This is a genomic window from Mesorhizobium sp. M0522 (genome assembly GCF_040321085.1).
Classification (GTDB): Bacteria; Pseudomonadota; Alphaproteobacteria; order Rhizobiales; family Rhizobiaceae; genus Mesorhizobium.
Genome location: NZ_JAMYQW010000003.1, coordinates 69,636 through 90,722 on the forward strand (window position 1 = coordinate 69,636; position 21,087 = coordinate 90,722).

Below are 21,087 nucleotides of genomic sequence, written 5' to 3' on the forward strand. Positions count from 1 at the left end.
ACCTCGGATCCGGTCAGCCGGCGCTGTCCACGACCTCGACACCGCCCGCGCGATTGAGCGTGTGAATGCCGGACCGAGCCCATGCCGGCCCGGGATCGATTGAGCGGGGCAGTTCAAAACGGACGTCGAAATCATCAAGCCGATCCAGCCGCATCAATCCCAGGCCGCCGCCATAGGCTCTAGACCCGTTTTGCACCGGCAGCAGCAAAGCGTCGCCCTGGCGGATAAAGGCGCCGCCCGGCCGAGTGGCGGAGTGGTCGACTGCGACGGGATTGAGCGCGTGCGCAGCCCACGGCCCACGCAGCGCCGGGGCGGAATAGACGGCCATCGTGTCGGACGCGCTGCCGTGACCGAACCGCTCAGTCCCCAACAGCCAGAAGCGACCGTCGGATTCGAGCAGCGTGGCGTCGTTGAAATCCCTGTCCGTCATCAGCACCGTATCGCGTACCCAGCGATCCGGAAACTGCTCGGCACGGTAGAGCACCAGTTCTCGCGCCGTAGCGCTTTCAGGGATCATGAAAATCTCGCCGGAGTGAGCAAACACCTGCGGATATGACAGGTGATGCGCTTCCTCCAGCACCACTTTCGGCACACCGAAAGTGCCGTCGGTGCCAAGTTCAGCGACAGAAATCACCCCGCGGCCGGTGGAGTAGGGAAACTCCTCGACAAACAGAAAATGACGGCCGTCGCGCTCGAGAACGAACGGATCGGCGTAGAAGCGCTGCCCGTCATCGGCAAGCACGGTGAACGGCTTACCATCCAGCTGTCCGGTTTCGGCGACGCCTGGACCGTCGATCAGCCGATAAGCAACCTGCCAATAGAAGGGGCGCCGACCACGTCGCAGTTTTTGCACGGCGCGGTCGACCAACCCCCTGCCGAAAAAGGGCAGATAGTGCCCGATAAATCCGCCTTTCTGCAGGGGCGGCGCCGGGCTCTCGGCAATCGGCGCAAGTTTGCCCGCGGAAAAGCGGGCGACACATTGGGCAATCAGGGAGATGGCGCCGGCGAGCAGGTCGTTGCTGGTTCGAGACAGCCACAACCGGTCGCTGATCATCGGCCGCGCTCTGGCGACGGCAACGCCGTCGAGCCGAGCGGTGAGTTCGGGCAGCCGCCCGCTCGCCAGCATCTCGGTCATGCCCGCGGCAAAGCTGCTTTGGCCGCAAAATTCGAGCGTCAGGACAGGCGTGCCCCGTCGTGCGGCGGTAGCGGTGAGATCGACCATAAGATCGACTGGGCCGGTGTCGCCGGACGGCAACGGCCGGGAACGGCTTGCCAGTGAGGGGCCGAAGCGCCGGCCCTCGAGCGCCAGCACGTTATCCATCGTGCGCGCATTGGGTTCAGGCGTCGGCGCGCGGCAACTCGAAACCGCATGTCCAGCTGCACTCAACCGCGCCAGAAGCTCATTTTCCCAGCGCCGGGATGTGTCGGCGTGGCCGATGATTAAAATATTAGTCAATCCAATATATTCTTTTTCAAGACTACTGTCATAGACTACTTGTCAGCCCAACCTTTCACAAGAGTTAAACCGGGAGAACGCGGCCTTGGTTGTTAATCATATATTAAGAATTGAGATCACGAAGGCGCTTTCCGGCGCTATTATGGCTCTTGCGGGCAATAGTCGGCATGTCCCGAAGGCTGCAGGCGACCAGGATCAGCGATGAACGTCCTTTCACGTCCAAAACTGCCATCCAGGCAGAAACTGCTGATCGTGTTCGGCACTAGGCCGGAGGCACTCAAATGCTTTCCAGTGGCGCGTGCCGCCCTTGCTCATCCAGGCTTCATCACCGAAATATGCATCACCGCCCAGCATCGTGAAATGGTCGACCAGGTTGTCGAGCTGACCGGCCTGCCGGTGCATCACGATCTCAACATCATGCAACCCGGCCAGTCGCTGTTCGACGTGACCTCGCGCGTGCTCCTGGGCATGGCCGAGGTGCTGGAAAAGTCGCAGCCCGATATCGTCATGGTACAGGGCGACACCACCACGGCAATGGCCGCGGCGCTGGCTGCCTTCTACAAGCGTGTCCCCGTCGCTCATGTCGAAGCAGGATTGCGCAGCCACAACATCAACTCGCCGTTTCCTGAAGAACTGAACCGCAAGATTGCCGGCGACATCGCTACCTGGCATTTTGCGCCGACCGTTCAAGCGCGCGACAATCTCATCGCCGAAGGAAAGGCCGAAAGCACCATCTTCGTGACCGGCAACACGGTGATCGACACGCTGTTGCATTTTTCAAGCGCGATCGATGCTGACAGGCTGATGAACGCGAAGCTCGCTGCCCGCTTCCCTTTCCTCGACCCTTCCAAGAAGATGATCCTCGTCACCGGTCATCGCCGCGAGAATTTCGACGGCGGCATCCAGCGCATCTGTACGGCATTGAAGGGATTGGCGGCGCGCGGAGATGTGCAGATCGTCTACCCTGTCCATCCAAACCCCAATGTGCGCTCAGTGGTCAACGCAGAGCTGGAAGGCGTGCCGAACATCCACCTGGTCGAGCCGCAGGACTATCTGCCGTTCCTGTACCTGCAGAAGCAGAGCTATCTGGTGCTTACCGATAGCGGTGGCGTGCAGGAAGAAGCGCCTTCACTCGGCAAGCCGGTGCTGGTAATGCGCGAAAATACCGAGCGACCCGAGGGGATCGTGGCCGGCACCGCCCGTCTTGTCGGCACCGACGTCGAGAAAATCCTGTTCAACGCCAATCGCCTGCTCGACGATCAGGCTGCCTATTGCGGCATGGCGGAACGACACAACCCATATGGCGATGGCCGGGCCAGTAACCGGATTGTTGAGGAACTGCTGCATCATGGCTGAAATCAAAACCGTTTCCGTAATCGGCATGGGCTATATCGGCCTGCCGACCTGCGCCATTTTCGCCAGCCGCGGGCTCAACGTCATTGGCGTCGATGTCAACCGAGCGGTGGTCGAGAAGGTCAACCGCGGCGAAATCCACATCGTCGAGCCGGACCTTGACGGTCTGATCCAGAAGGTCGTGGCGAACGGCAAGCTCATGGCCTACAGCACGCCGCAGCCGGCGGACGCCTATATCATCGCCGTGCCGACCCCGATGACCCACGATCATAAGCCGGACGTGACCTACGTGCTCGCGGCGGCACGAAGCATCGCCCCCGTGCTGAAGCGGGGAGACCTTGTGGTATTGGAATCGACATCGCCGGTTGGAACCACGCGTATCATGACCGGGCTGCTTGCCGAGTTGCGGCCTGATCTCAAATTTCCTGTCCAGCATGGCGAAGACGCCGATGTGCTGGTCGCCTATTCGCCCGAGCGTGTGCTGCCGGGAAAGGTGCTGACCGAGCTGATCAACAACGATCGCTCGATCGGCGGATTGTCCCGCAAATCGTCGGAGCGGACCGCGGCACTCTATTCGACCTTCGTCACCGGCGACCTGTTCATGACAACGGCCGAAAGTGCTGAGCTGGTGAAACTGACGGAGAACGCGTTCCGCGACGTCAACATCGCCTTTGCCAACGAGCTTGCCGCCGTGTGTCAGGATCTGTCGCTCAATGTATGGGAAGTGATCGATCTCGCCAATCGACACCCTCGCGTGAACATCCTCCAGCCGAGCCCGGGCGTTGGCGGTCACTGCATTGCGGTCGATCCATATTTTATCATCGACGCCGCACCCAACAGCACGCGGCTTATGGCTTCGGCACGCCGGATCAATTCCGAACGGCCCATGTCGGTGGTCAGGGATATTGAGGCCTTGCTCGACCCCTCCCGCAAACAGACGATCGCCTGTCTTGGCCTCAGCTTCAAAGCCAACATCGACGATTTGCGCGAGAGCCCGGCCGTCGAGGTGGTGAAACTTCTGTCCGATATTCCCAATGTGAAGATCATTGCGGCTGAACCCAACACAAATGCGCTGCCGCATGAGCTCGAGGGCAGGGGCATCGTGTTCACCGACGCACTTTCGGCCATCGACAAGTCCGATATCGTCGTCCTCCTGGTCGACCATCGGCAGTTCAATCTGGTCGACCCCGAAGCGCTCAAGGACAAGAAGCTCGTCGATACGAGGGGTCTGTGGACGTGGCGCAAGGCACGCAAGCCCGACGCCCGCATCGAAGGCAAGAAACCAGAGGTCGCACAAGTGACGCTTGCAAGGGAGCAGGCCGCATGAACGCGCACGCCCCGGCATGGGCGCAGCATTCCCTGTTGGCATCACGGCGCCGGGAGTTCCTTGGCGCACCGATCCATGCGCTGACCATGGCCGAGACACTGGCCATCGCCGACGAGGCGATGACCCTGGGGCGGCCGCTGCATCATGTGGTCGTGAACGTCGCCAAGCTGGTGACCATGCGCCAGAATGCCGAGCTGCGCGAGGACGTGGCTGGGGCGGACGTGGTCAATGTCGACGGCATCGGCGTGCTTTGGGGTGCACGTCTGTGCGGCGTCGCGCTGCCCGAGCGGGTGGCGGGCGTCGACATCATGATCAATCTGCTGAGCCTCTGCGCGAAGCGTGGATTCAGGCCGTATCTGCTGGGGGCCGAACAGCACGTTCTCGACGCGGTTGTAGTGAGACTTGCCAAGGACCATCCGAGCCTCGTCATAGCGGGAATGCGCAACGGCTATTTCAAGCCGGAGGACGAGGCCGGGATCGTCGCGGCGATCAACGCCTCGGGCGCCGACTGCCTGCTGGTGGCCATGCCGACACCGCGCAAGGAACGCTTTCTCAAACGCTACCGCGATGAACTCGCCTCAAGCTTCGTGATGGGCGTGGGCGGCAGTTTCGACGTCTATGGGGGCAAGGTTGCCCGTGCGCCGAAGCTGATACAAGCGGCCGGCCTGGAGTGGCTGTTCCGCGTCGTCCAGGAGCCGCGACGCTTGTGGCGCCGCTACTACGATACCAACACTGCCTATGCAGGGCTGCTGTGCCGAGAGTTCTGGGAGCGTCGCTGGCGCCGAAACGCCGGTTTATAGTTTCGCGTTCCCCCACAAAACAGGCGTTGACCCTGGACTTCGCTTTACGCGATCCGTAGCCGCGCTCGCAGCTGGGCGACGAATTGCGTCGCTGCCACAGGGTGGAACAACGAGGTCAGCCCGAAGAAAACCGCAGCACCGGCAGTGCCGCCGGCGACAAGCGAGAAGATTGCCGGCACGTCGCCGGGCACCATGCTGGCAAGCTTGGCGGCCACCCCCGTGCTGAGCGAGATGACCACCGAGACACCGATGTCGCGCCATGGCACCGGCACCGGTGTGAGCCGCTCGCTGATGATGATGCAGGTTATGGAGCCCACCACCGAGCCGCCCGCCAGCGCCAAAGCGGCGCCGATCTCCGCCATCGGGGGGATCAACAGCAGGGACAATGCGATTGTTGCCACCGAGCCGAAGAGATTGGCGATGATCAGCAGCCACGGCCGCTTGTGCGCGTGCACTACGACGCCATAGACGAAGCTGGTGAGGTTGGCGCACAGCACGCTGAAGGCAATGATCGGAAACAGCAGGCCGAAGCGGCCGTGATATTGCGAGGGCAGCATGAGCTCGGTGATATCGCTGCTGAGCGCGACCAGCATCGCTGCAATAGGCAGGCAAAGCCGCATCATCAGCGCCATCAGTTGCGACAGCAGCCGGCCCGACGCCGCGGGCCCATCCTCGTCGAACCGGCTGACCACCTCGGGAAAGGCGCCCATGTTGATGGCGTTGGCGACCATGTCGATCGGCTGGCGGGCCAGCGCATAGGCTGCGGCGAAGATCGCCACAGCGCTGGCATCGTAATAGATCTTGAGGAACAGACGCTCCGCGCTGTTGAGCCCGAAGCCTACCAGCGCCATGATGATCAGCGGCACACCGAGCGCAAAGAAGTCCCTGTGGGTGAAGCGCGGCGGACCGGCAACGAGCCGTCGCGATGCCATGATGCCCGCCACGATGCCGGCAATCAAGGCGCCGAGGCTCGAGCCGAGCGACACCGTCAGAAAGCTATCCTGAAAGACGAGGATAGCGCCGATCGGTAACGCGAGTTGCAGCAGGGCACGCAGGGCTTCTAGCATCGAATAGACCGAATGGCGCTGCTGCATCTGCAGCACCGTCAACGCGAAGCGGCTGATGGACCCGGCGACCAGATAGCCGCAGACTGCGATCGCGAACTCGACCCAGCGTTCAGGCACGATCACCGCCGACGCGCCTACCGATATGACCAGCGCCAGTGCCGTGGTGGCAAGCAACACCTGCCCGGCCAGCATCAGGCTGCCGCGGCTGACTTCGCCCTTGCCGCCAAGCCTGAGCAAGGCGATGCGCAGCCAGTTGGTGACGGCAATGTCGGTCATTTCCCCGACGGTCACCACCAGGGTGAGCAGGCCATACTCGGTCTGGTCGATCAAACGCGTCACGACGACCAGCAGGAGCAGCGCCGAAATTCGCGTCAGCAGGATCGCCGGAGCATAAATGAGCGTGGAACGGAGCAGCAAGGGCGTGTCCCTGGAAAACTCACCTTCGACTAGCCGCCGACTGGCGGAAAATCCAGCCCGATGATGCCGAAGGGTGAACAGATTCAGTTTGAACTAAAAGATTTGTCGTAAACCTTATCGGGAACGTTTGCTTTGCAGTTACCCGGTCTGTGTTATTTAGAGTACCATCATGTTGCAGCGCCTCATATCCGATCGAAAAATACATGTCCTGGTCGCGACGCCCTCGGGCGTTTCGGGGCAGGGCGGCATCGACCGCATCATGGGGGCGCTGAAGCAGGAGTTCGAACGGCAAGAAATCACCGACATCGATGTGCGCTTTCTTGCCAGTCGTGGCCCGGGGCATGTCGGACTTTCGATCTTCTATATGCTCGGTTTTTGCTTACGGATGCTTAAAGCGCGTCTGGCTGGACGCGCCGATGTCATTCATATCAACATCTCAGTTTCCGGCAGCACCTACCGCAAGATGGTGATCGCCGCCTGCGCACGGCTGCTGTCGATACCCTATGTCCTGCATTTGCACGGGGCGCAGTATCAGACATTCTGGAAAGCCGACCGCGGTTTCATAAGCCGCCGTATCAAAGCTCTGTTCGAGCATGCCGATCGGGTGATCGTTTTGGGCAGACTTTGGCGCGATTTCGTCGCCAGCCGGGCGCCGGGCGCAGCCGGCAATATCGTGATCGTGCCCAATGCGACCGAAGTCCCGTCGCTGGCGCATGTCGGCGGCGGCGACCATGTGCATATCCTGTTCCTGGGCCGCATCGGCGACCGCAAGGGCGTACCGCAATTGCTCGAGGCACTGCACCGCATGAGCCCTGTCAAGAATTGGCGCGCCACGATTGCCGGCGATGGCGAAGTCGAGGCGGCACGGGCAAAGTCAGCCGCGCTGCGGATTGCAGACCGGATCGCCTTTCCGGGTTGGGTGGGACCGGACGATGTCGCATCGCTGATTTCTTCGGCCGATATTCTGGTTCTTCCATCCTTCGCCGAAAATCTGCCGATGTCGGTGATCGAAGGCATGGCAGCCGGTTTGGCGGTGGTGGCGACCCCGGTTGGCGCCGTCGAAGACATAATCACCGACGGGCAATCCGGGCTGCTGGTGCCGCCAGGCGATGTTACAGCGTTGACCGAGGCGCTGAGCCGCCTCGTGGAGAACCCGGCACTGCGGGCAAAGCTTGGTGCCGGTGCCATGGCCGTGCATCGGGAACGGCTTGAGCTCGCCCCGTTTGTTGGCGCAATCTGCGATGTCTGGCGGTCGGCCGTGTCAAGCCGTCAACCGGTCAAGCGCTGAGGCCGACGATCGCGGCGGCGCGTCGAGCCTGAATTCGCGGTGGAATATCTCCAAATTCAACAGCGCCCATATCAGCTTTTCGTGGTCTGCAGCACGCGTGGTGTGTTCCGAGACGATTTGATCTAGCTGTTTCGGACTCAGATAGCTGCGAATGACGGAGTGAGGCGAGCAAAGATGGTCATGCACGTAGTTCCTCATCGATCCGCGAAACCATTCGGCGACCGGTACCTTGAACCCGACCTTGCGGCGGCTGAGAATTTCCTCCGGGAGGATATTGGCCATGCTGTCGCGCAGGATCTGCTTGCTGTGCAACCAACCCAGCCTGTAGCGATCGGGCAATTTGCTGACGAATGAAACCAGGTCTCGATCGAGGAACGGCATTCTTCCTTCGATTGAACCGGCCATCATCATGTGGTCGCCTCGTTCCAGGAGATTGTCAGGCAGCCACGATGTCTGATCGAAAAACAGCACGCGGCGAAGATGGGAAGCCGCAGCGCTTGACGAGAACGGAAAGTCGTTGCGCTCATAACGGCGATTTGCGGACGCGCCGATCAGGCAGGCGCGCTGCTGCGCCGAAACGGCTCCAAACCAGGAGACCATCCGGGCGGCAAAGTCCCTTTCGCCCGCGGTGCGGGCAAACGTATCGACCTTGGCCGACGCGCCCGGCATGGCGCGTACCAAAGGGGAAAGGACGTTATCGTGCAGCGAGGCTGGAACAAGCGACTGGTAGATCCCGGCCAGTGATTCCGCGCGATGCTTGGGATAGCCGCCGAGAATCTCGTCGGCTCCTTCTCCGGTGAGCACCATCTTGACGTCCTGGGCGGCGCGCTCCGACATCAGGTAAATTGGAATATCGCTGCTTTGCGAAACAGGTCCCCCGCGTTGGCGAACCATCGCGGGCAGCTGATCCATCAGATCGCCTGGCTGGATGACAAGTTCGCAATGATCGGTCTTGAAATGATCGGCAACGCGCCGGGCGAATGCAAGTTCGCTATAGGCTGCGTCGTCGAACCCGACGGAAAACGTGCGAATGGGCGTGGCGCTATGCCTGGCCATCAGGGCGACGATAGCCGAGGAGTCGAGTCCTCCGGAGAGAAAGGCCCCAAAAGGTGCATCGCTGCGCATCCTGATCTCGACGGAATGGTCGAGCAGTTCCAGAAATCGCTTCTTGGCGGTTTTTCCGTCGATCCGCTCGGCCAGGGCCGCCTGATCCGGAGGCGTATAGTAGCGCGTTTCCTTGACCACCCCTTGCGACCAGACAGCATAGCTTCCGGGATTGAGCTTGCGGATCTGTTTAAAAAGCGTGCGTGGTCCCGGCACATAACGCCAGTTCAGATACTCGTCCACCGCATCCAGATCGAGTTGCTGCGCATCTTGCTGCGCCGACAACAATGCGTTGATCTCCGAGGCAAACAGCAGCAAGCTTTCGCTTTGCATGAGGTAAAGCGGCTTTTCCCCGAAGGGATCCCGGCCGAGGATCAATTCCTGCCTCTGAGCATCCCAGAGTGCAAAGGCGAACATGCCGCTCAGCCGGTCGAACATGGACAAGTGCCACTGATCGTAGGCTCGGAGCAGCACCTCGGTATCGGAGCGCGTTCGAAAATGATGGCCAAGGCCGATCAGTTCCTGCCGCAACTCGATGTAGTTATATATCTCTCCGTTGAAAATTATTTTGAGACGGCCGTCCTCAATCTGCATCGGCTGATTTGACTCAGGCGCCAAGTCAATGATCGCCAGGCGGCGATGGACCAATGCCAATTGTTGCTCGCCGGTGTTCAGGTCCAATATCTCGGCGCCTTCGGCATCGGGACCGCGATGCCGCAATGCGTTTGACATTCTGGCGGCCCGCTCTTGTGGATTTTTAGCCCTTCGACCGATCCATCCGGCAATTCCACACATTGTTCCCCCTAGGCGCGCACATTCCTCAATTCAGTACAACAAATGTGTTAAACACTTCGTGCCAATACAACCCAACCGGGAGAAAGCTGCCACGGGCCGTTCCTCGATCGAGCCTGGCGGTCAGGGGTTGCACCGGTTGTTCGCTGGTGAGGGCGAGTGACGGCACCTATGGCAGGCCCAATGCCTGCAGCATCTCCGGGTCGGGAACCGGGGGACCATCGGGCGGGATGAGGCTCATCCCATAAGGATTGGAGAACTCCCAGACAGACCATGGGATCGCGAAGCGTTCGGCCTCTCGGCGCACTGCCTTGAGATAGCGCGAACGGTCGGCCTCAAAGGCGCCCATGCGGCCGTCCGCGGACATGAGGATAGCGCCGAATTCGCCCATGAAGAGCCGCCGGCTGGGAATGCCATGGCCTTCAGCCCAGTCGACAGCCTGGCGAAAGCTCGCCTCCAGTTGGCTCTGGCCCCAGTTCTGCTCGAAATAGTTCGCGATTGCTTGGCGCGCGGTGGCCATGTTCATGACCTGCTCGACCCTGCTCAAGCCGGCAGCTTCCATCCGCGCTCTAAGGGTTTCGGTCACCACTTCGGGTGTACTACTGTCGGCCGGCCAGGGAAGTCCCGAAGCAAAGCTGATCGTGTCATCGGGCCGCTGGTGGGTGAAGCTGTGCGGCTCATACATATGGAAGCTGTAATAGAGGTTTGGGTCATCAAAGCTGGGGCTGAGGTTGACCAATCCGGCAATGCTGCCGCCGCAGGCGCCGGTTGCAACGATGGTAAGTTCGCTGCTGACCGCTCGAATGTCGTGGACGGTCCCTGCCATGATCCGCTGCCAGTGATCGCTGCCGCTCGCATCGCAAGGGTAGTACGCGGGCTCGTTGTAAGGTTCGAGGGCGACTTTGTCGGTGCCTATCTTGACCAGCGTGGCGGCGACCGCCACAACCATTTGACGATAGCGGGCAACGCCCTCGCTGTCGGCGCCGCCATAGATCATCTCCATGCTGTAGTCGGGAATCTGAGTGACGCCATGCAGGTCGAAAACCACCTTGAGGCCGGTCGACGTGATCCGCTCGACGGCGGCGGCAAGTATGTCCAGCGCCTGCTGCCGCTTGGCGTCCCCGCTGGCAAGCAGCGGGCCGGGATCGACGCTCAGCCGGACGAAGTCGAAGCCCATCGATCGGATGTGGGCAAACACCTCCCCGGCCGGCCGGTCAGTGAGCGGCCTGCTTTCCGCAAGCCACTCCTTTTCGCTGCGATAGGGCGGCCAAACGTAGGTTCCGTCTTTCTCCACCGGCGACCAGTTGAGCCACTGATGCACGCCAACGCCGCGCTTGAGAGGGACGGGCTCTGCCTCGGCCGCCACAAGCAAGACGAGCACCCAGGCAACAACATACACCGCTTTTCGCATCGCTCCCTCCGCATGCTCGCGGGAGATATTAACCGCAACGAACGGGAAAGAAGATTGCCGGCCCGCAGCTTTTCGACGGCATGGTATACAAGGACCGAAACGTTGACGGGGCGTGCATGAGAATCGGCTGGTACATCAACCGATTGCGCAGCATGGGACCGGCCGAGGTGTTGCACCGGCTGGGCGAGCAACGTCGAAGGATCGCGTCGCGCCGCCGCGATGATGGGTGGGAGCGCTATCCATCGCCGCAGTTGCACCCAGTGCTGCCTGGATTTCGCCATGCTGCGCTGGCAGCGGCCGACGCTCAACGGCAGTCCATAGCGGCGGCCGCGCAAGAGATGCTGCATGGCCGGTTTTCGGCACTCGGGCGGACATGGCCAAAGCGTGAGCCCGATCTTTTGTTTCCTGCTGAGCTTTGGCGTCTTGATCCGGTAACCGGCAGGCTTTGGCCTGGCGCCGAGGCTCATACGTTCGATATCGATTTTCGCGATGGCGGCGACCTTGGCGATATAAAATATGTCTGGGAGATCAACCGGCTGCAGCAATTGCCAGTACTGGCTGCACACCTGCTCCTCAGCGAGGACAATCGATCCCGGAGTACCATTGAGGCGGCAATCGGCAGTTGGCATTCCGCCAATCCGCCGTTCCGAGGCATTTGCTGGGCTTCCGGCATCGAAGTAGCGCTGCGAGCCATCAGCCTGATCGTCACCCTGGACCTTATCGGTGACCGGCTTGACCCGGCGACGCTGCGGAAAGCTGGTGAGATACTCGCGGCAAGCGCCTATTGGCTGCCGCGGTTTCCGTCGCGATATTCCTCCGCCAACAATCATCTCGTCGCAGAGTTGGCTGGCGAATATCTGGTTGGCCTGGCGCTCGGGGCCGAATCCGAAATTGCCCGCAGCGCCCTCTTAAATGAGGCGCACAAGCAGATTCTTGCCGACGGCGCCGGTGCCGAGCAAACGCCGACCTATGCAGCCTTCAGCGCCGAACTCATCTTGCTGTGCGCCGCCGCGGCACGCCAGGCGGGAACGCCGTTTCCCTCGGCCGTCGAAGCGCGTCTGGGCGCCTTCGCCAATTTCGTCGGCTGGCTGCCACAGAAAGCCGCCCGCTTCGGCGACGACGATGAGGGCCATGTGCTGAAGCTGGGCGACGAGCCGAACTATATCCGATCCGTCGCGGCCGCCATCAACGGCTTACTGGGGACGCCGGGCAACGCGCCGGAGCCTGACGATTTTCGTTCGCTTTTCTTTGGTGCGCCGTCAGGCCCGGCGTCCGCGGTGGATGGCTTGCAGACATTCACGCAAGGCGGGCTCTCCGTCTGGCGCGGAGCAATGAATGGCCGCAATGTCGAACTGACGTTCGACCATGGGCCGCTCGGCTATCTCTCGATAGCGGCGCACGGCCATGCCGACGCGCTGTCGCTCACCCTGTGCATCGACGATGAGCCGGTGCTGGTCGATCCCGGCACCTGGCTCTACGGTTCGGGAGGCGCATGGCGCGACTGGTTTCGCTCCACACCGGCGCACAACACGCTGAACATCGAGGGCGAGAGCCAAAGCACCATCGCTGGAAATTTCAACTGGTCGCACAAGGCAGTCGCAGCGCTGGTGGAGAGCGAGCCGGGACCGCACTGGAGGCTGAGCGCCCGGCATGACGGCTATAGAAGCCGCTTCGGCGTCGTGCATCAGCGCACTTTGGCGCGCCAGGCCGATGGCATCCTCATCACCGACCAACTGCTCGGCGGCAGGCGCCAGTCCGAGATCGTCTTCCAACTGGCCGCCGGCCTCCATGCCGATCGGCACGAAGAGACGGTCACGGTATTGCGCGGCGACGAGGTACTGTTGGCCATCCGCTTTCCTGATGCTGCGCTCGATATCGGCGCCGGCGGTGACATGCCGGGCCAAGGCGGTTGGGTTTCACTGCGTTTTGGCACCAGGCAGCAAGCCGAACGCCTCGCCTGGCACGGTGAAGTGGGCGAAGCCGGAATCGATATCCATCTTGCCCCAATTCACCCGCCGCAACAGCAAAAACCGGTGCCAACGTAGAGTTGCCGGGCGAGTTCCGGCCGTATTCGACATTAATTACGTTTGGACATTTAGCGGTTTCGTTACCGTTGATCTGCTAGTCTCGCACCATCCAGCCTGCTTTGCCCGCTGCGCCCGCAACAGCCACTGGTTGCAGGCGGCGTAGCGAGTTTGGCGGGAATTTTGTGCTTTGCTATTCGCCAGATCGCCTTCTTACGACCCCAGACTGCCTTCTTACGACCAGGAGCCGCTGCATCAATGTTTTCCGAATTTGCCAGAGCGATTGTGGAAAAGCTTTCGAACGTCAATCTGACCACGCTCGGCCTGCTTCTCCTCACCGCACTGGGCAGCGCGGTGATCGCCTACTGGCGAACTGCCGAACATAAGTCCCTCAGGGACTTTTTCGACTTCGCCTTCCCACAGGAAGTCATCCTGCACCCGTCGGCGCGAGCCGACGCCCTGTTCTGGATCACGAAACGGGCGATGATGCCTTTCCTGCTTATTCCTGCCGGCGTCACCTTCGTCGTCGCGGTGGGCTATGGCACACGCGAGGCAATTGGCTGGCTCCTTAACATCCACGCGCCGCTTCTCGGCGGCCCGGCGGGACCGGTGACGATCGTCATCTTCACCGCAACCATGCTGGTCGCCTATGATATTTCATACTACCTCTACCACGTCGCCCAGCACCGTTTCCCGTTCCTGTGGGAATTGCACAAGGTACATCATTCGGCCGAGGTGATGGTGGGGATCACCAAGGACCGGGTTCATCCGCTGGACGATCTGATGAACCGTATGTGGGATGGCGTCATCCCGGGCATCTGCTTCGGGATCTGGAGCCTGATCGCACTCGATCCGGTAGAGGTCGCCATCTTCGGCATCAACGTCTACGTCATCCGCAACATCCTGATGATGGACTTTGTTCGCCATACGCATCTCAAGATCTCGTTCGGCCCGTTGAACAACATCATCCTGTGTCCGCACTGGCATCAGGTGCATCACAGCATCGACCCTCGTCATTATGACAAGAATTTCGGCCTGCTTTTTTCGTTCTGGGATCGTCTGTTCGGAACGCAATTTGTCCCGGAGCCGGATGAAGACCTGAAATTTGGCCTCGTCGATCGCGATGTGCGCGATTACCAGTCGCTCTTTGGGCTCTACATCCTGCCGCTCAAGAAGATGGCAAGGCATGTCATGCGACTGTTTCACAGACGGCCCAATGTGGTCGCGCAGCCACAGGACAGTTCTCCTTCATGAATACCGCTGTTTCCATCGACGTCCTAGGCGCGGAGCGCCTGGAAATCGTCCGTTCGGCGGATCGCCTGGCTGCGGTCGAGGCCGCTTGGATGGAGCTTTGGCATCGTACCGACGGGCTGATCTTTCAAAGCCATGCCTGGATTTCGGCATGGTGGAGTACCGTACAACGCCGTGACCAGCGCGCGTTGCGGATCGGCCTGGTCTGGAAGGGCGAGAGACTCGTTGCTGTCGTTCCGCTGGCGATCGGCAGGCGCAGGGGGCTGCGGTTTCTCGAATGGGCGGCCGGCAGCTATACCGACTATGGGGATATTCTCGTTGCTCCGGAATGCTCGTTATCGGCGCTGCAGGAGCTATGGACCCAACTCTGCGATGCCGGCGGCTTCGATCTTGCCTTGATCAGTCGTCTCTCGCCGGATGCGGCGGCCCGCAAAATTTTCACGCCGGGAGCTTCCGGCGGCATCAGGCTTCGTCCGTTTCACCGAACGGAAGTCAGCTATCGCGTTGCCGGACAATGGGAAAGCGGAGCGGCATGGTTGGCGGACCAGTCGAAAAAGACGCGCCAGAACTATCGGCGCGGCATCAAAGCGCTGGAAGAAACCGGAGAGGTGAGATTTCGCCTGCTTGCCCCCGACGAGCCGCTGCAACCGGTACTGGAGCGCCTCGCGGCCTTGAAGCGGAAATGGCTGACCGAGCGCATGCGTGAGTCAGACCTGTTCGAAGAGGGCGTGCCGGTACTCGCCGCGCTCGTCGATGCGTTGGCCCGCGCCGGCGTGCTGCATATCTTCGTCCTCGAATGCAATGGCGTGATGGTCGCGGTGTCGATCAACTTCGTGCAGCACGACATGATGATGGCCTTCGTGACGACGTTCGATCCGGATTTCGGCCGGGCGTCGCCGGGTGTGATCCTGTTGATGGATTACGTGCAGTGGTCGATCGATCACGGCTTGAGCATGGTCGATTTCCTCTGTGGCGCAGAGTCGTTCAAACACAAATTCTCAACGCAGGCGGTTACGCTGGAATCCGTCATCGGGACGCGCACGGCACAGGGCGCGCTTGCATTTCTTGCCGATCGTGTCCTCCAGACCGTCAGGCATATGCGCGAGCGGTCATCGGCACCACCAGAGGGACGCGATACGCCCGCTCAAGCCGAAGCAGCCTTGGACTAAAGCGCGTCGCGTTCGATCGGCCTCATGCGACGCGCTTTAGATTCTTGTTTCATACATGTCGTTATCGCAAAACCGCTGCACTTTTGCGCGACATGCTTTAGAATGGTTCATCGTTTCACGGAAACGCCGAACAGCTCCATCTTTTGTTTTGACGCAATTCCGGATGAAAACCGTTCACACTTTTCCTGGAATTGCTGTAGCGACCCGCTCGCAAAAAGCTCAAATGAAGCGCGGTATCGGACCGTTTTGCGGCGTGGTGCGGTCGCCGAGGTCGAGGAAGATTTCGTCGATGTAGCACCATCCCCAACCTTCCGGCGGATCGTAGCCTTCGATGACAGGATGGCCGGTTGCCCGAAAATGCTTGGTGGCATGACGGTTGGGCGAGTCGTCGCAGCAGCCGACATGGCCGCATGTGCGGCAGAGCCGCAGATGCACCCACTGCGAACCGCTCTTCAGGCATTCCTCGCAGCCGAGCGCGCTCGGTGTCACGTCGCGAATGTCCCCGGCGTGCCTGCATTCGTCTGCCATCATACGCTCCTGACCAGTTGTGGCGCCACGGCGAGACTGCCGTTTCGCGCGAGATATGCATGCAGCGCTGCAACCACCTGGGCGCCTTCGCCGACGGCAGCGGCGACGCGCTTGATCGAGCCGGAGCGCACGTCGCCGATGGCGAACACCCCGCCGCGGTTCGTCTCCAGTGCACCACGTTCCTGGCCAATGTCAGGCCCGGTGCGAACGAAGCCCTTCGCGTCCAACGCCACGCCGCATTGCGCCAGCCAGTCGGTGTTCGGATCGGCGCCGATGAACAGGAAGAGGTGGCGGATCGGACGTGCTGTCTCGGTGTCGCGGTTGCGCCAGCGCACTTTGCCAAGATTGCCGTCGTCGCCTTCCAGTGCCGCAATCTGCGTCTCAGCCAGCACTTCGATGTTCGGCTGTGCCCTGACGCGCTCCACCAGATAGCGCGACATGCTCGCATCGAGGCTGCTGCCGCGCGCCAGCAGCCATACCTTCTTCACATGCGCCGCCAGGTAGACGGCAGCCTGACCAGCCGAATTGCCGGCGCCGACAAGGGCTACCTCTTGCCCGGCGCAAAGCCGCGCTTCGATCGGCGAAGCCCAGTAATGCACGGAGGTTCCCTCGAATTGCGCCAGGTTTGCCATGTCGAGGCGGCGATAGCGCGCTCCGCTGGCGATCACCACCGACCGTGCCCGCACGGTCTCCCCGCCGCCGACGGCGAGCGTGTAGTGGGCACCGGACGTGTCGCTTGCGCTGCCCAGCAGCTTCGCCTCGTCCGGTATCACCATCTCGACGCCGAATTTCTGCGCCTGGTTGTAAGCGCGCGCCATCAGCGCCATTCCCGAAATGCCGGTCGGAAAACCGAGGTAGTTCTCGATGCGCGAGGAGGCACCCGCCTGTCCGCCGAAGGCACGGCAATCGAGCACGATCGTCGACAACCCTTCGGAAGCCGCGTAGACGGCCGCCGCGAGGCCGGCCGGTCCGGCGCCGACAATGGCCACGTCGTACAGCTTGCCGGCGTCGATCGGCCTCACCAGGCCGATGCAGCGGGCAAGCTCGTTCTCTCCGGGATTGAGCAGCAGCTTGCCGTTCGGACAGAGCACGATCGGCAAATGGTGGATATCGACATGGAAGCGTTCGATCAGGGTCCTGGCGCAGGGATCGGCAGCCGAATCGAGAACGCGATGCGGCTGACCGCTGCGAGCCAGAAAACCTTGCAGCCTCAAAACGTCGCCGCTGTCGACCGGTCCGACAATGATCGGGCCGGCTGTGCCGCTCTCGAGCAGGCCGACACGGCGCAGGATCAGCGCCCGCATGATGCGCTCGCCGAGGTTTGCTTCCTGCACCATCAGGTCCCTCAGCCTTTGCGAGGGGATGACGAGCGCCTCGACCGGCTCGACCGCCTCCACATCCACTAGTGAGGGTCGGGCTGAAAGCTGCGCCAACTCGCCGACGAAATTGCCTGCACCGTGCGTGACGATTGTTTCGCGCCGGCCGAAGCTGCCGCCCTGGATGATATCCACCTTGCCGGACAGGACCACGATCAGACCGGGCGCCAGCTCGCCGGCTTTGACGATCTGTTCGCCTGCAGCATAGGACACGGCTTCGCCGAAACGGCCCATGCGGTCCAGTTCTGCCTCAGCCAGCACTGGAAACATCTGATCGCGACGGGCAATGGAGATCGGATTGGCGGGTTGAGACATGGTTCGAACCTATCGCCGGTTTCCGACAGTTTGAAGCGGTTTTTGCGGCTTGCGGCCGGTAGGAACCTAGCCCGCCTGTCGGTAAACGCTGTGTCCTTCGCTTCGCAGTTAACTGACGGCGGCCGTGCGACGATGTCGTCGCGACGTGCCTCACAATCCGTTGCATCTCCTTGATTTGTTTGATTTGTGCATCCCGGCAAACCCGGCGCATGCTGCTTCAGACGGCACCTGCCTAAGCCGGCCAGGCCCGGCGGGCCGTCCTGTGTCAAACTCTCGGCCGCCGGGCTTCTGGACAGCAGAAAACGGCCTGTGTCCGAGCACTCCGCAAACTGGCCTGCGGCCTGTTGTTCGGCGAGTGCTCAGGCAGCTACCTGAAGCACAATCTTGCCGCGCGTATGCTGCTTCTCGAGCTGTTCCTCGGCCCTGGCGACTTCCTCAAGAGGATAGATTGCCTGCACGAATGGCCTGACCTTCCCGGCGTCGATGAGGCGGCTGATCTCGGCAAGCTGCGCCGCGTTCGGCTTGGTCAAATAGGAAACGCCGCGAGCCCGATGCAGGCGGGCCTTCACCGCCGACGGCTCGGAAAGCGTTGAGACGAGCGTCCCGCCGGGCTTGAGCACGTCCCACGAGCGGTCCTGTGTTTCACCCGCTACCAGGTCGAAGACGAGGTCGACGTCCTCGACAAGCTCCTCGAAGCGCTGGTTCTTGTAATCGACCGCCTGGTCGGCGCCAAGCGCGCGGACGAAATCGAAATCCTGCGCGGACACGGTCGTCGCGACAAACGCGCCCGCGGCCTTTGCGAACTGCACCGCCAGATGACCGACGCCGCCGGCGCCGCCATGGATAAGGACCCGCTGCCCGGATTTGAGGCCGCCGTGATCGAAAAGGCCTTGCCACGCGGTAAGGCCCGCAAGTGGCACGGCGGCGGCTTCGGCGTGGCTTAAGCGTTGCGGCTTCGCCGCCGCCTCCGTTGCCTTGACGACGACATATTCGGCGTTGCCGCCGCGGTCGTTGCCGAGCATGGCATATAGCGGATCGCCCTTCTTCAGCATATGGGCCCGCGTGCCGCACAGTTCCACCACGCCGGATACGTCGCGGCCGAGCGTGACGGGCAGATCCGCGCCCGAAGAGCCCTCGCGAACCTTGTAGTCGACGGGATTGACGCTTGCCGCGTAGACCTTGAGCGTGACCTCGTCGTCATGCGGCTGAGGCAACGGAACCGCGTCCAGCGAAAGAACCTCCGGTCCACCAAAATCGTGGATACGGACGGCCTTCATCGTAATCATGGCTTGCTCCTCGTCGGTTTGCAGTCCAGTTCGCTCTGAACAGTTTCGCCGGCAGGCCGGCGTCTATCCAGCCGGCGGTTCGGTCGTAGCAAAGGCCGGCCGGTGGTGCGCCGTCAGTGTATCGTTTGCGAATGCTCGCCGCCGGGTTGCGAGATGCCGCTCAGCGCTTCACCTGCTGTCGCCGTCTCGCTGTTGGTGGCGAGGTCGCCCAGCGAAACGATGCCGACCAGGCGCTTGTCGCGGTTTAGCACCGGCAAGCGGCGCACTTTCAGGTCAGCCATGTTACGCAGAACATCCTCCGCGTCTTCGTCTTCGAAGCAATACCTGACCTCGGTGCTCATCACTTCCCGTACCTTGGCGTCAGGTGTCTTGCCTTGGGCGACGCCGCGGATTGCGATGTCGCGATCGGTTACCATGCCGACAAGCCGATCGTTCTCGCCCACCGGCATTGCGCCGGCGTCGAGGCGACCCATCATTTCTGCCGCATCGCGCAGGGTTTGCTGCGGACTGGCGATCTCGACGTCCTTTGTCATGCAGTTGCTAACTTTCATTTTAACCTCCGTTGGTTGCAGGGCCCGCCGCGGGTTTCCATGATGGAAGGGTGAATGAGCGCCAGCGCAAAACGTTCCATGGCAAGACCCGTTTCGAGCGCTTCGCCGAAATCACCCTTGCCATCCTCCACCCGACCGCCCTTCAGGCGGTCGGCCCGGGAAAGGTCGGTTCCGAAGGAATTTCGGAAGGCGTGCCGGGAGGAACTCCGATCGGCTCCTGGTCCGGCGTCGGAATTGGATCCGGCGAGGGCGGGGGTACGCCTGGAGGTTCTCCCGGCGGAGTCTCCGGCGGGGCAGGCGGCCGGGCCGGCTCCGGATTGGGATTGTCCGGCAGTGGATTCGGGTTATTCGGATCGGGATTGTTCATCGATCACTCCCCTGACACTGTGACCTGATCTCCGCCAAGAGCGGGTTGCCGCAGCGGCGAGCAGGCTCTCTTGTCCTAAACCAAGGGGAAGCAAAAGCGTTCCCGCTTCCGACGCCACGCGCGGTGCCAATCTATCGGGCGGTTCCCAGGCTGGCATACATTCCGTTGGTGCGGAATTGCGTCGGGTTGATGCCGTAGAGGCGGCGGAAGACCTTCGAAAAGTAATTGGCATCCTCAAAGCCGCACATGATGGCGACTTCCTTGACCGGCAGGAAATCGGTCTTCGTCAGCAACTTCGCCGCGCGCTGCAGTCGCTGCTGCAGCACAAATTCGGCGGGCGGAAGTCCCTCGCTCTCGGCGAAGCAGCGCGAGAAATGCGCGCGGCTCAGGCCGCTGATCTCAGCGAGATCGGCAACGCGGAGCGGCCTGTCGAGATTGGCCCTGATGTGATCGATGACCGGCTGCATGGCGCTCTTGTCGTCGGTGACGGCATGCGAGCCGAAGACATCGTCGTAGAGCGCCATGGCTGCTTCATAGGCGACGGCCGAGGCGGCTCCCGGCGAGACCGCGCCCGTGATCAGGCGCACACTGCAATCAGCCAGATGATCGATCGTCGAGGGCTGCAGCCGCAGCACCGGACCGACGGCGGCAAGGATCGACTTGTGGATGCGCAGTGCCTCCTCGCCGTTCATCGATATCCAGAAGAACTCCCAGCGTTCGCCCTTGGCCAGCCAGTAACGGTGGTTGTGCGGCACGAGAACCAGCAAAGTGTCGCCCTTTTGCAGGCGGTAGTTCCGGTTCTCGTAGCGCAATCGGCCGGTGCCGCTGATCGTATGCTGGAGCACGGTAAACGGCGTCAGGCCGCGCTTGCGCCCATCCCAGTCGTAGACCTCGTTCTCGCGCACTTCATAGCCGGTGCTTGTCGGCATGGTGTGTAGGCGCTGGCGCCCGCGCGGCAGCGATACCGTCCTGCCCGCCGGCCCGATGTCGATCAAGTTCCGCAGCACAAAATTACCCCTAAAAGCATAATCCTTCTCTGGTCGCGTGCCGAATAAGGCGCATAATCCCTCGAGAAAAGCAAAAGAAACCGCGGTCAAAGAGCGGATGGGAGGAAGTGCCGGATTCCAGCCTGCATAGCGTGGCAGGCGGGCCAGGCCTCTTTTCTCCGCCTTTGCCCTAGCATTCGATCAGGTCGAGGTGAGGCT

At 61.6% G+C, this 21,087-nt stretch carries 15 protein-coding genes and 1 pseudogene; 7 read left to right on the forward strand and 9 right to left on the reverse strand.

Annotated features, from left to right (window positions below; translation table 11 throughout):
• Positions 1-13: 13 nt before the first annotated feature.
• A complete protein-coding gene (locus NKI58_RS05230) occupies positions 14-1,456 on the reverse strand; it encodes a glucosamine inositolphosphorylceramide transferase family protein (protein WP_245274719.1) in 1,443 nt (480 codons plus the stop codon).
• A 201-nt stretch (positions 1,457-1,657) separates the two neighbouring features.
• On the opposite strand from NKI58_RS05230, the gene wecB reads away from it, so the two are divergent.
• Genes wecB through NKI58_RS05245 form a run of 3 tightly spaced genes read left to right on the forward strand, consistent with a single transcriptional unit; the run spans position 1,658 to position 4,936 of the window.
• On the forward strand, positions 1,658-2,812 hold the full coding sequence (gene wecB, locus NKI58_RS05235) for a non-hydrolyzing UDP-N-acetylglucosamine 2-epimerase (protein ID WP_023677159.1): 1,155 nt from the start codon (positions 1,658-1,660) through the stop codon (positions 2,810-2,812).
• Positions 2,805-4,136, forward strand: coding sequence for a UDP-N-acetyl-D-mannosamine dehydrogenase (gene wecC / locus NKI58_RS05240; protein ID WP_023677160.1), 1,332 nt, complete (start codon positions 2,805-2,807; stop codon positions 4,134-4,136). Before wecB ends, wecC begins: the two co-directional genes overlap by 8 nt.
• The gene (locus NKI58_RS05245) at positions 4,133-4,936 is read left to right on the forward strand and encodes a WecB/TagA/CpsF family glycosyltransferase (protein ID WP_031211886.1); all 804 of its coding nucleotides are present in this window, start codon (positions 4,133-4,135) and stop codon (positions 4,934-4,936) included. Before wecC ends, NKI58_RS05245 begins: the two co-directional genes overlap by 4 nt.
• Positions 4,937-4,980: 44 nt before the next feature.
• On the opposite strand, the gene NKI58_RS05250 is transcribed toward NKI58_RS05245, so the two are convergent.
• Complete coding sequence (locus tag NKI58_RS05250) at positions 4,981-6,420, reverse strand: lipopolysaccharide biosynthesis protein (protein ID WP_352576415.1); 1,440 nt, start codon at positions 6,418-6,420, stop codon at positions 4,981-4,983.
• A 169-nt stretch (positions 6,421-6,589) separates the two neighbouring features.
• Here NKI58_RS05250 and NKI58_RS05255 point away from each other — a divergent pair, with 169 nt between their 5' ends.
• The gene (locus tag NKI58_RS05255; protein ID WP_023677163.1) at positions 6,590-7,708 is read left to right on the forward strand and encodes a glycosyltransferase family 4 protein; all 1,119 of its coding nucleotides are present in this window, start codon (positions 6,590-6,592) and stop codon (positions 7,706-7,708) included.
• Here NKI58_RS05255 and asnB read toward each other — a convergent pair.
• The gene (asnB, locus tag NKI58_RS05260; RefSeq protein ID WP_051406144.1) at positions 7,682-9,607 is read right to left on the reverse strand and encodes an asparagine synthase (glutamine-hydrolyzing); all 1,926 of its coding nucleotides are present in this window, start codon (positions 9,605-9,607) and stop codon (positions 7,682-7,684) included. The two genes, NKI58_RS05255 and asnB, sit on opposite strands and share 27 nt — an antisense overlap.
• A 166-nt stretch (positions 9,608-9,773) precedes the next feature.
• On the reverse strand, positions 9,774-11,015 hold the full coding sequence (locus NKI58_RS05265) for a glycoside hydrolase family 5 protein (RefSeq protein ID WP_352569044.1): 1,242 nt from the start codon (positions 11,013-11,015) through the stop codon (positions 9,774-9,776).
• A 116-nt stretch (positions 11,016-11,131) separates the two neighbouring features.
• Here NKI58_RS05265 and NKI58_RS05270 point away from each other — a divergent pair, with 116 nt between their 5' ends.
• From NKI58_RS05270 to NKI58_RS05280, 3 genes are all read left to right on the forward strand, one after another.
• Positions 11,132-13,060 carry a heparinase II/III family protein gene (locus NKI58_RS05270; RefSeq protein WP_352784234.1) on the forward strand — a complete coding sequence of 643 codons (1,929 nt, stop codon included), beginning with the start codon at positions 11,132-11,134 and terminating at the stop codon, positions 13,058-13,060.
• Between the two features lie 237 nt (positions 13,061-13,297).
• Positions 13,298-14,293 carry a sterol desaturase family protein gene (locus NKI58_RS05275; RefSeq protein WP_352746130.1) on the forward strand — a complete coding sequence of 332 codons (996 nt, stop codon included), beginning with the start codon at positions 13,298-13,300 and terminating at the stop codon, positions 14,291-14,293.
• Positions 14,290-15,459, forward strand: a complete 1,170-nt coding sequence (locus NKI58_RS05280; RefSeq protein ID WP_352784237.1) for a GNAT family N-acetyltransferase — start codon at positions 14,290-14,292, stop codon at positions 15,457-15,459. The genes NKI58_RS05275 and NKI58_RS05280 overlap by 4 nt, the downstream gene beginning before the upstream one ends.
• 219 nt (positions 15,460-15,678) lie before the next feature.
• On the opposite strand, the gene NKI58_RS05285 is transcribed toward NKI58_RS05280, so the two are convergent.
• From NKI58_RS05285 to NKI58_RS05305, 5 genes and pseudogenes are all read right to left on the reverse strand, one after another.
• On the reverse strand, positions 15,679-15,990 hold the full coding sequence (locus NKI58_RS05285) for a UBP-type zinc finger domain-containing protein (RefSeq protein WP_036238601.1): 312 nt from the start codon (positions 15,988-15,990) through the stop codon (positions 15,679-15,681).
• Complete coding sequence (locus NKI58_RS05290; RefSeq protein ID WP_031211893.1) at positions 15,987-17,678, reverse strand: FAD-dependent oxidoreductase; 1,692 nt, start codon at positions 17,676-17,678, stop codon at positions 15,987-15,989. The genes NKI58_RS05285 and NKI58_RS05290 overlap by 4 nt, the downstream gene beginning before the upstream one ends.
• 359 nt (positions 17,679-18,037) lie before the next feature.
• Complete coding sequence (locus NKI58_RS05295; RefSeq protein WP_245274720.1) at positions 18,038-18,964, reverse strand: NADP-dependent oxidoreductase; 927 nt, start codon at positions 18,962-18,964, stop codon at positions 18,038-18,040.
• A gap of 113 nt (positions 18,965-19,077) precedes the next feature.
• The gene (locus NKI58_RS05300) at positions 19,078-19,515 is read right to left on the reverse strand and encodes a CBS domain-containing protein (protein ID WP_031211895.1); all 438 of its coding nucleotides are present in this window, start codon (positions 19,513-19,515) and stop codon (positions 19,078-19,080) included.
• Between the two features lie 498 nt (positions 19,516-20,013).
• Positions 20,014-21,017: pseudogene (locus NKI58_RS05305) on the reverse strand (AraC family ligand binding domain-containing protein).
• Positions 21,018-21,087: the final 70 nt, after the last annotated feature.

Excerpts from the sequence above, each read along its gene's own strand:
- NKI58_RS05285 (WP_036238601.1), bottom strand. The coding sequence starts at position 15,990 with ATGATGGCAGACGAATGCAGGCACGCCGGGGACATTCGCGACGTGACA.
- NKI58_RS05300 (WP_031211895.1), bottom strand. The coding sequence starts at position 19,515 with ATGAAAGTTAGCAACTGCATGACAAAGGACGTCGAGATCGCCAGTCCG.
- NKI58_RS05290 (WP_031211893.1), bottom strand. The coding sequence starts at position 17,678 with ATGTCTCAACCCGCCAATCCGATCTCCATTGCCCGTCGCGATCAGATG.
- wecB (WP_023677159.1), top strand. The coding sequence starts at position 1,658 with ATGAACGTCCTTTCACGTCCAAAACTGCCATCCAGGCAGAAACTGCTG.
- wecC (WP_023677160.1), top strand. The coding sequence starts at position 2,805 with ATGGCTGAAATCAAAACCGTTTCCGTAATCGGCATGGGCTATATCGGC.
- NKI58_RS05265 (WP_352569044.1), bottom strand. The coding sequence starts at position 11,015 with ATGCGAAAAGCGGTGTATGTTGTTGCCTGGGTGCTCGTCTTGCTTGTG.
- NKI58_RS05295 (WP_245274720.1), bottom strand. The coding sequence starts at position 18,964 with ATGATTACGATGAAGGCCGTCCGTATCCACGATTTTGGTGGACCGGAG.
- asnB (WP_051406144.1), bottom strand. The coding sequence starts at position 9,607 with ATGTGTGGAATTGCCGGATGGATCGGTCGAAGGGCTAAAAATCCACAA.
- NKI58_RS05255 (WP_023677163.1), top strand. The coding sequence starts at position 6,590 with ATGTTGCAGCGCCTCATATCCGATCGAAAAATACATGTCCTGGTCGCG.
- NKI58_RS05275 (WP_352746130.1), top strand. The coding sequence starts at position 13,298 with ATGTTTTCCGAATTTGCCAGAGCGATTGTGGAAAAGCTTTCGAACGTC.
- NKI58_RS05270 (WP_352784234.1), top strand. The coding sequence starts at position 11,132 with ATGAGAATCGGCTGGTACATCAACCGATTGCGCAGCATGGGACCGGCC.
- NKI58_RS05280 (WP_352784237.1), top strand. The coding sequence starts at position 14,290 with ATGAATACCGCTGTTTCCATCGACGTCCTAGGCGCGGAGCGCCTGGAA.
- NKI58_RS05245 (WP_031211886.1), top strand. The coding sequence starts at position 4,133 with ATGAACGCGCACGCCCCGGCATGGGCGCAGCATTCCCTGTTGGCATCA.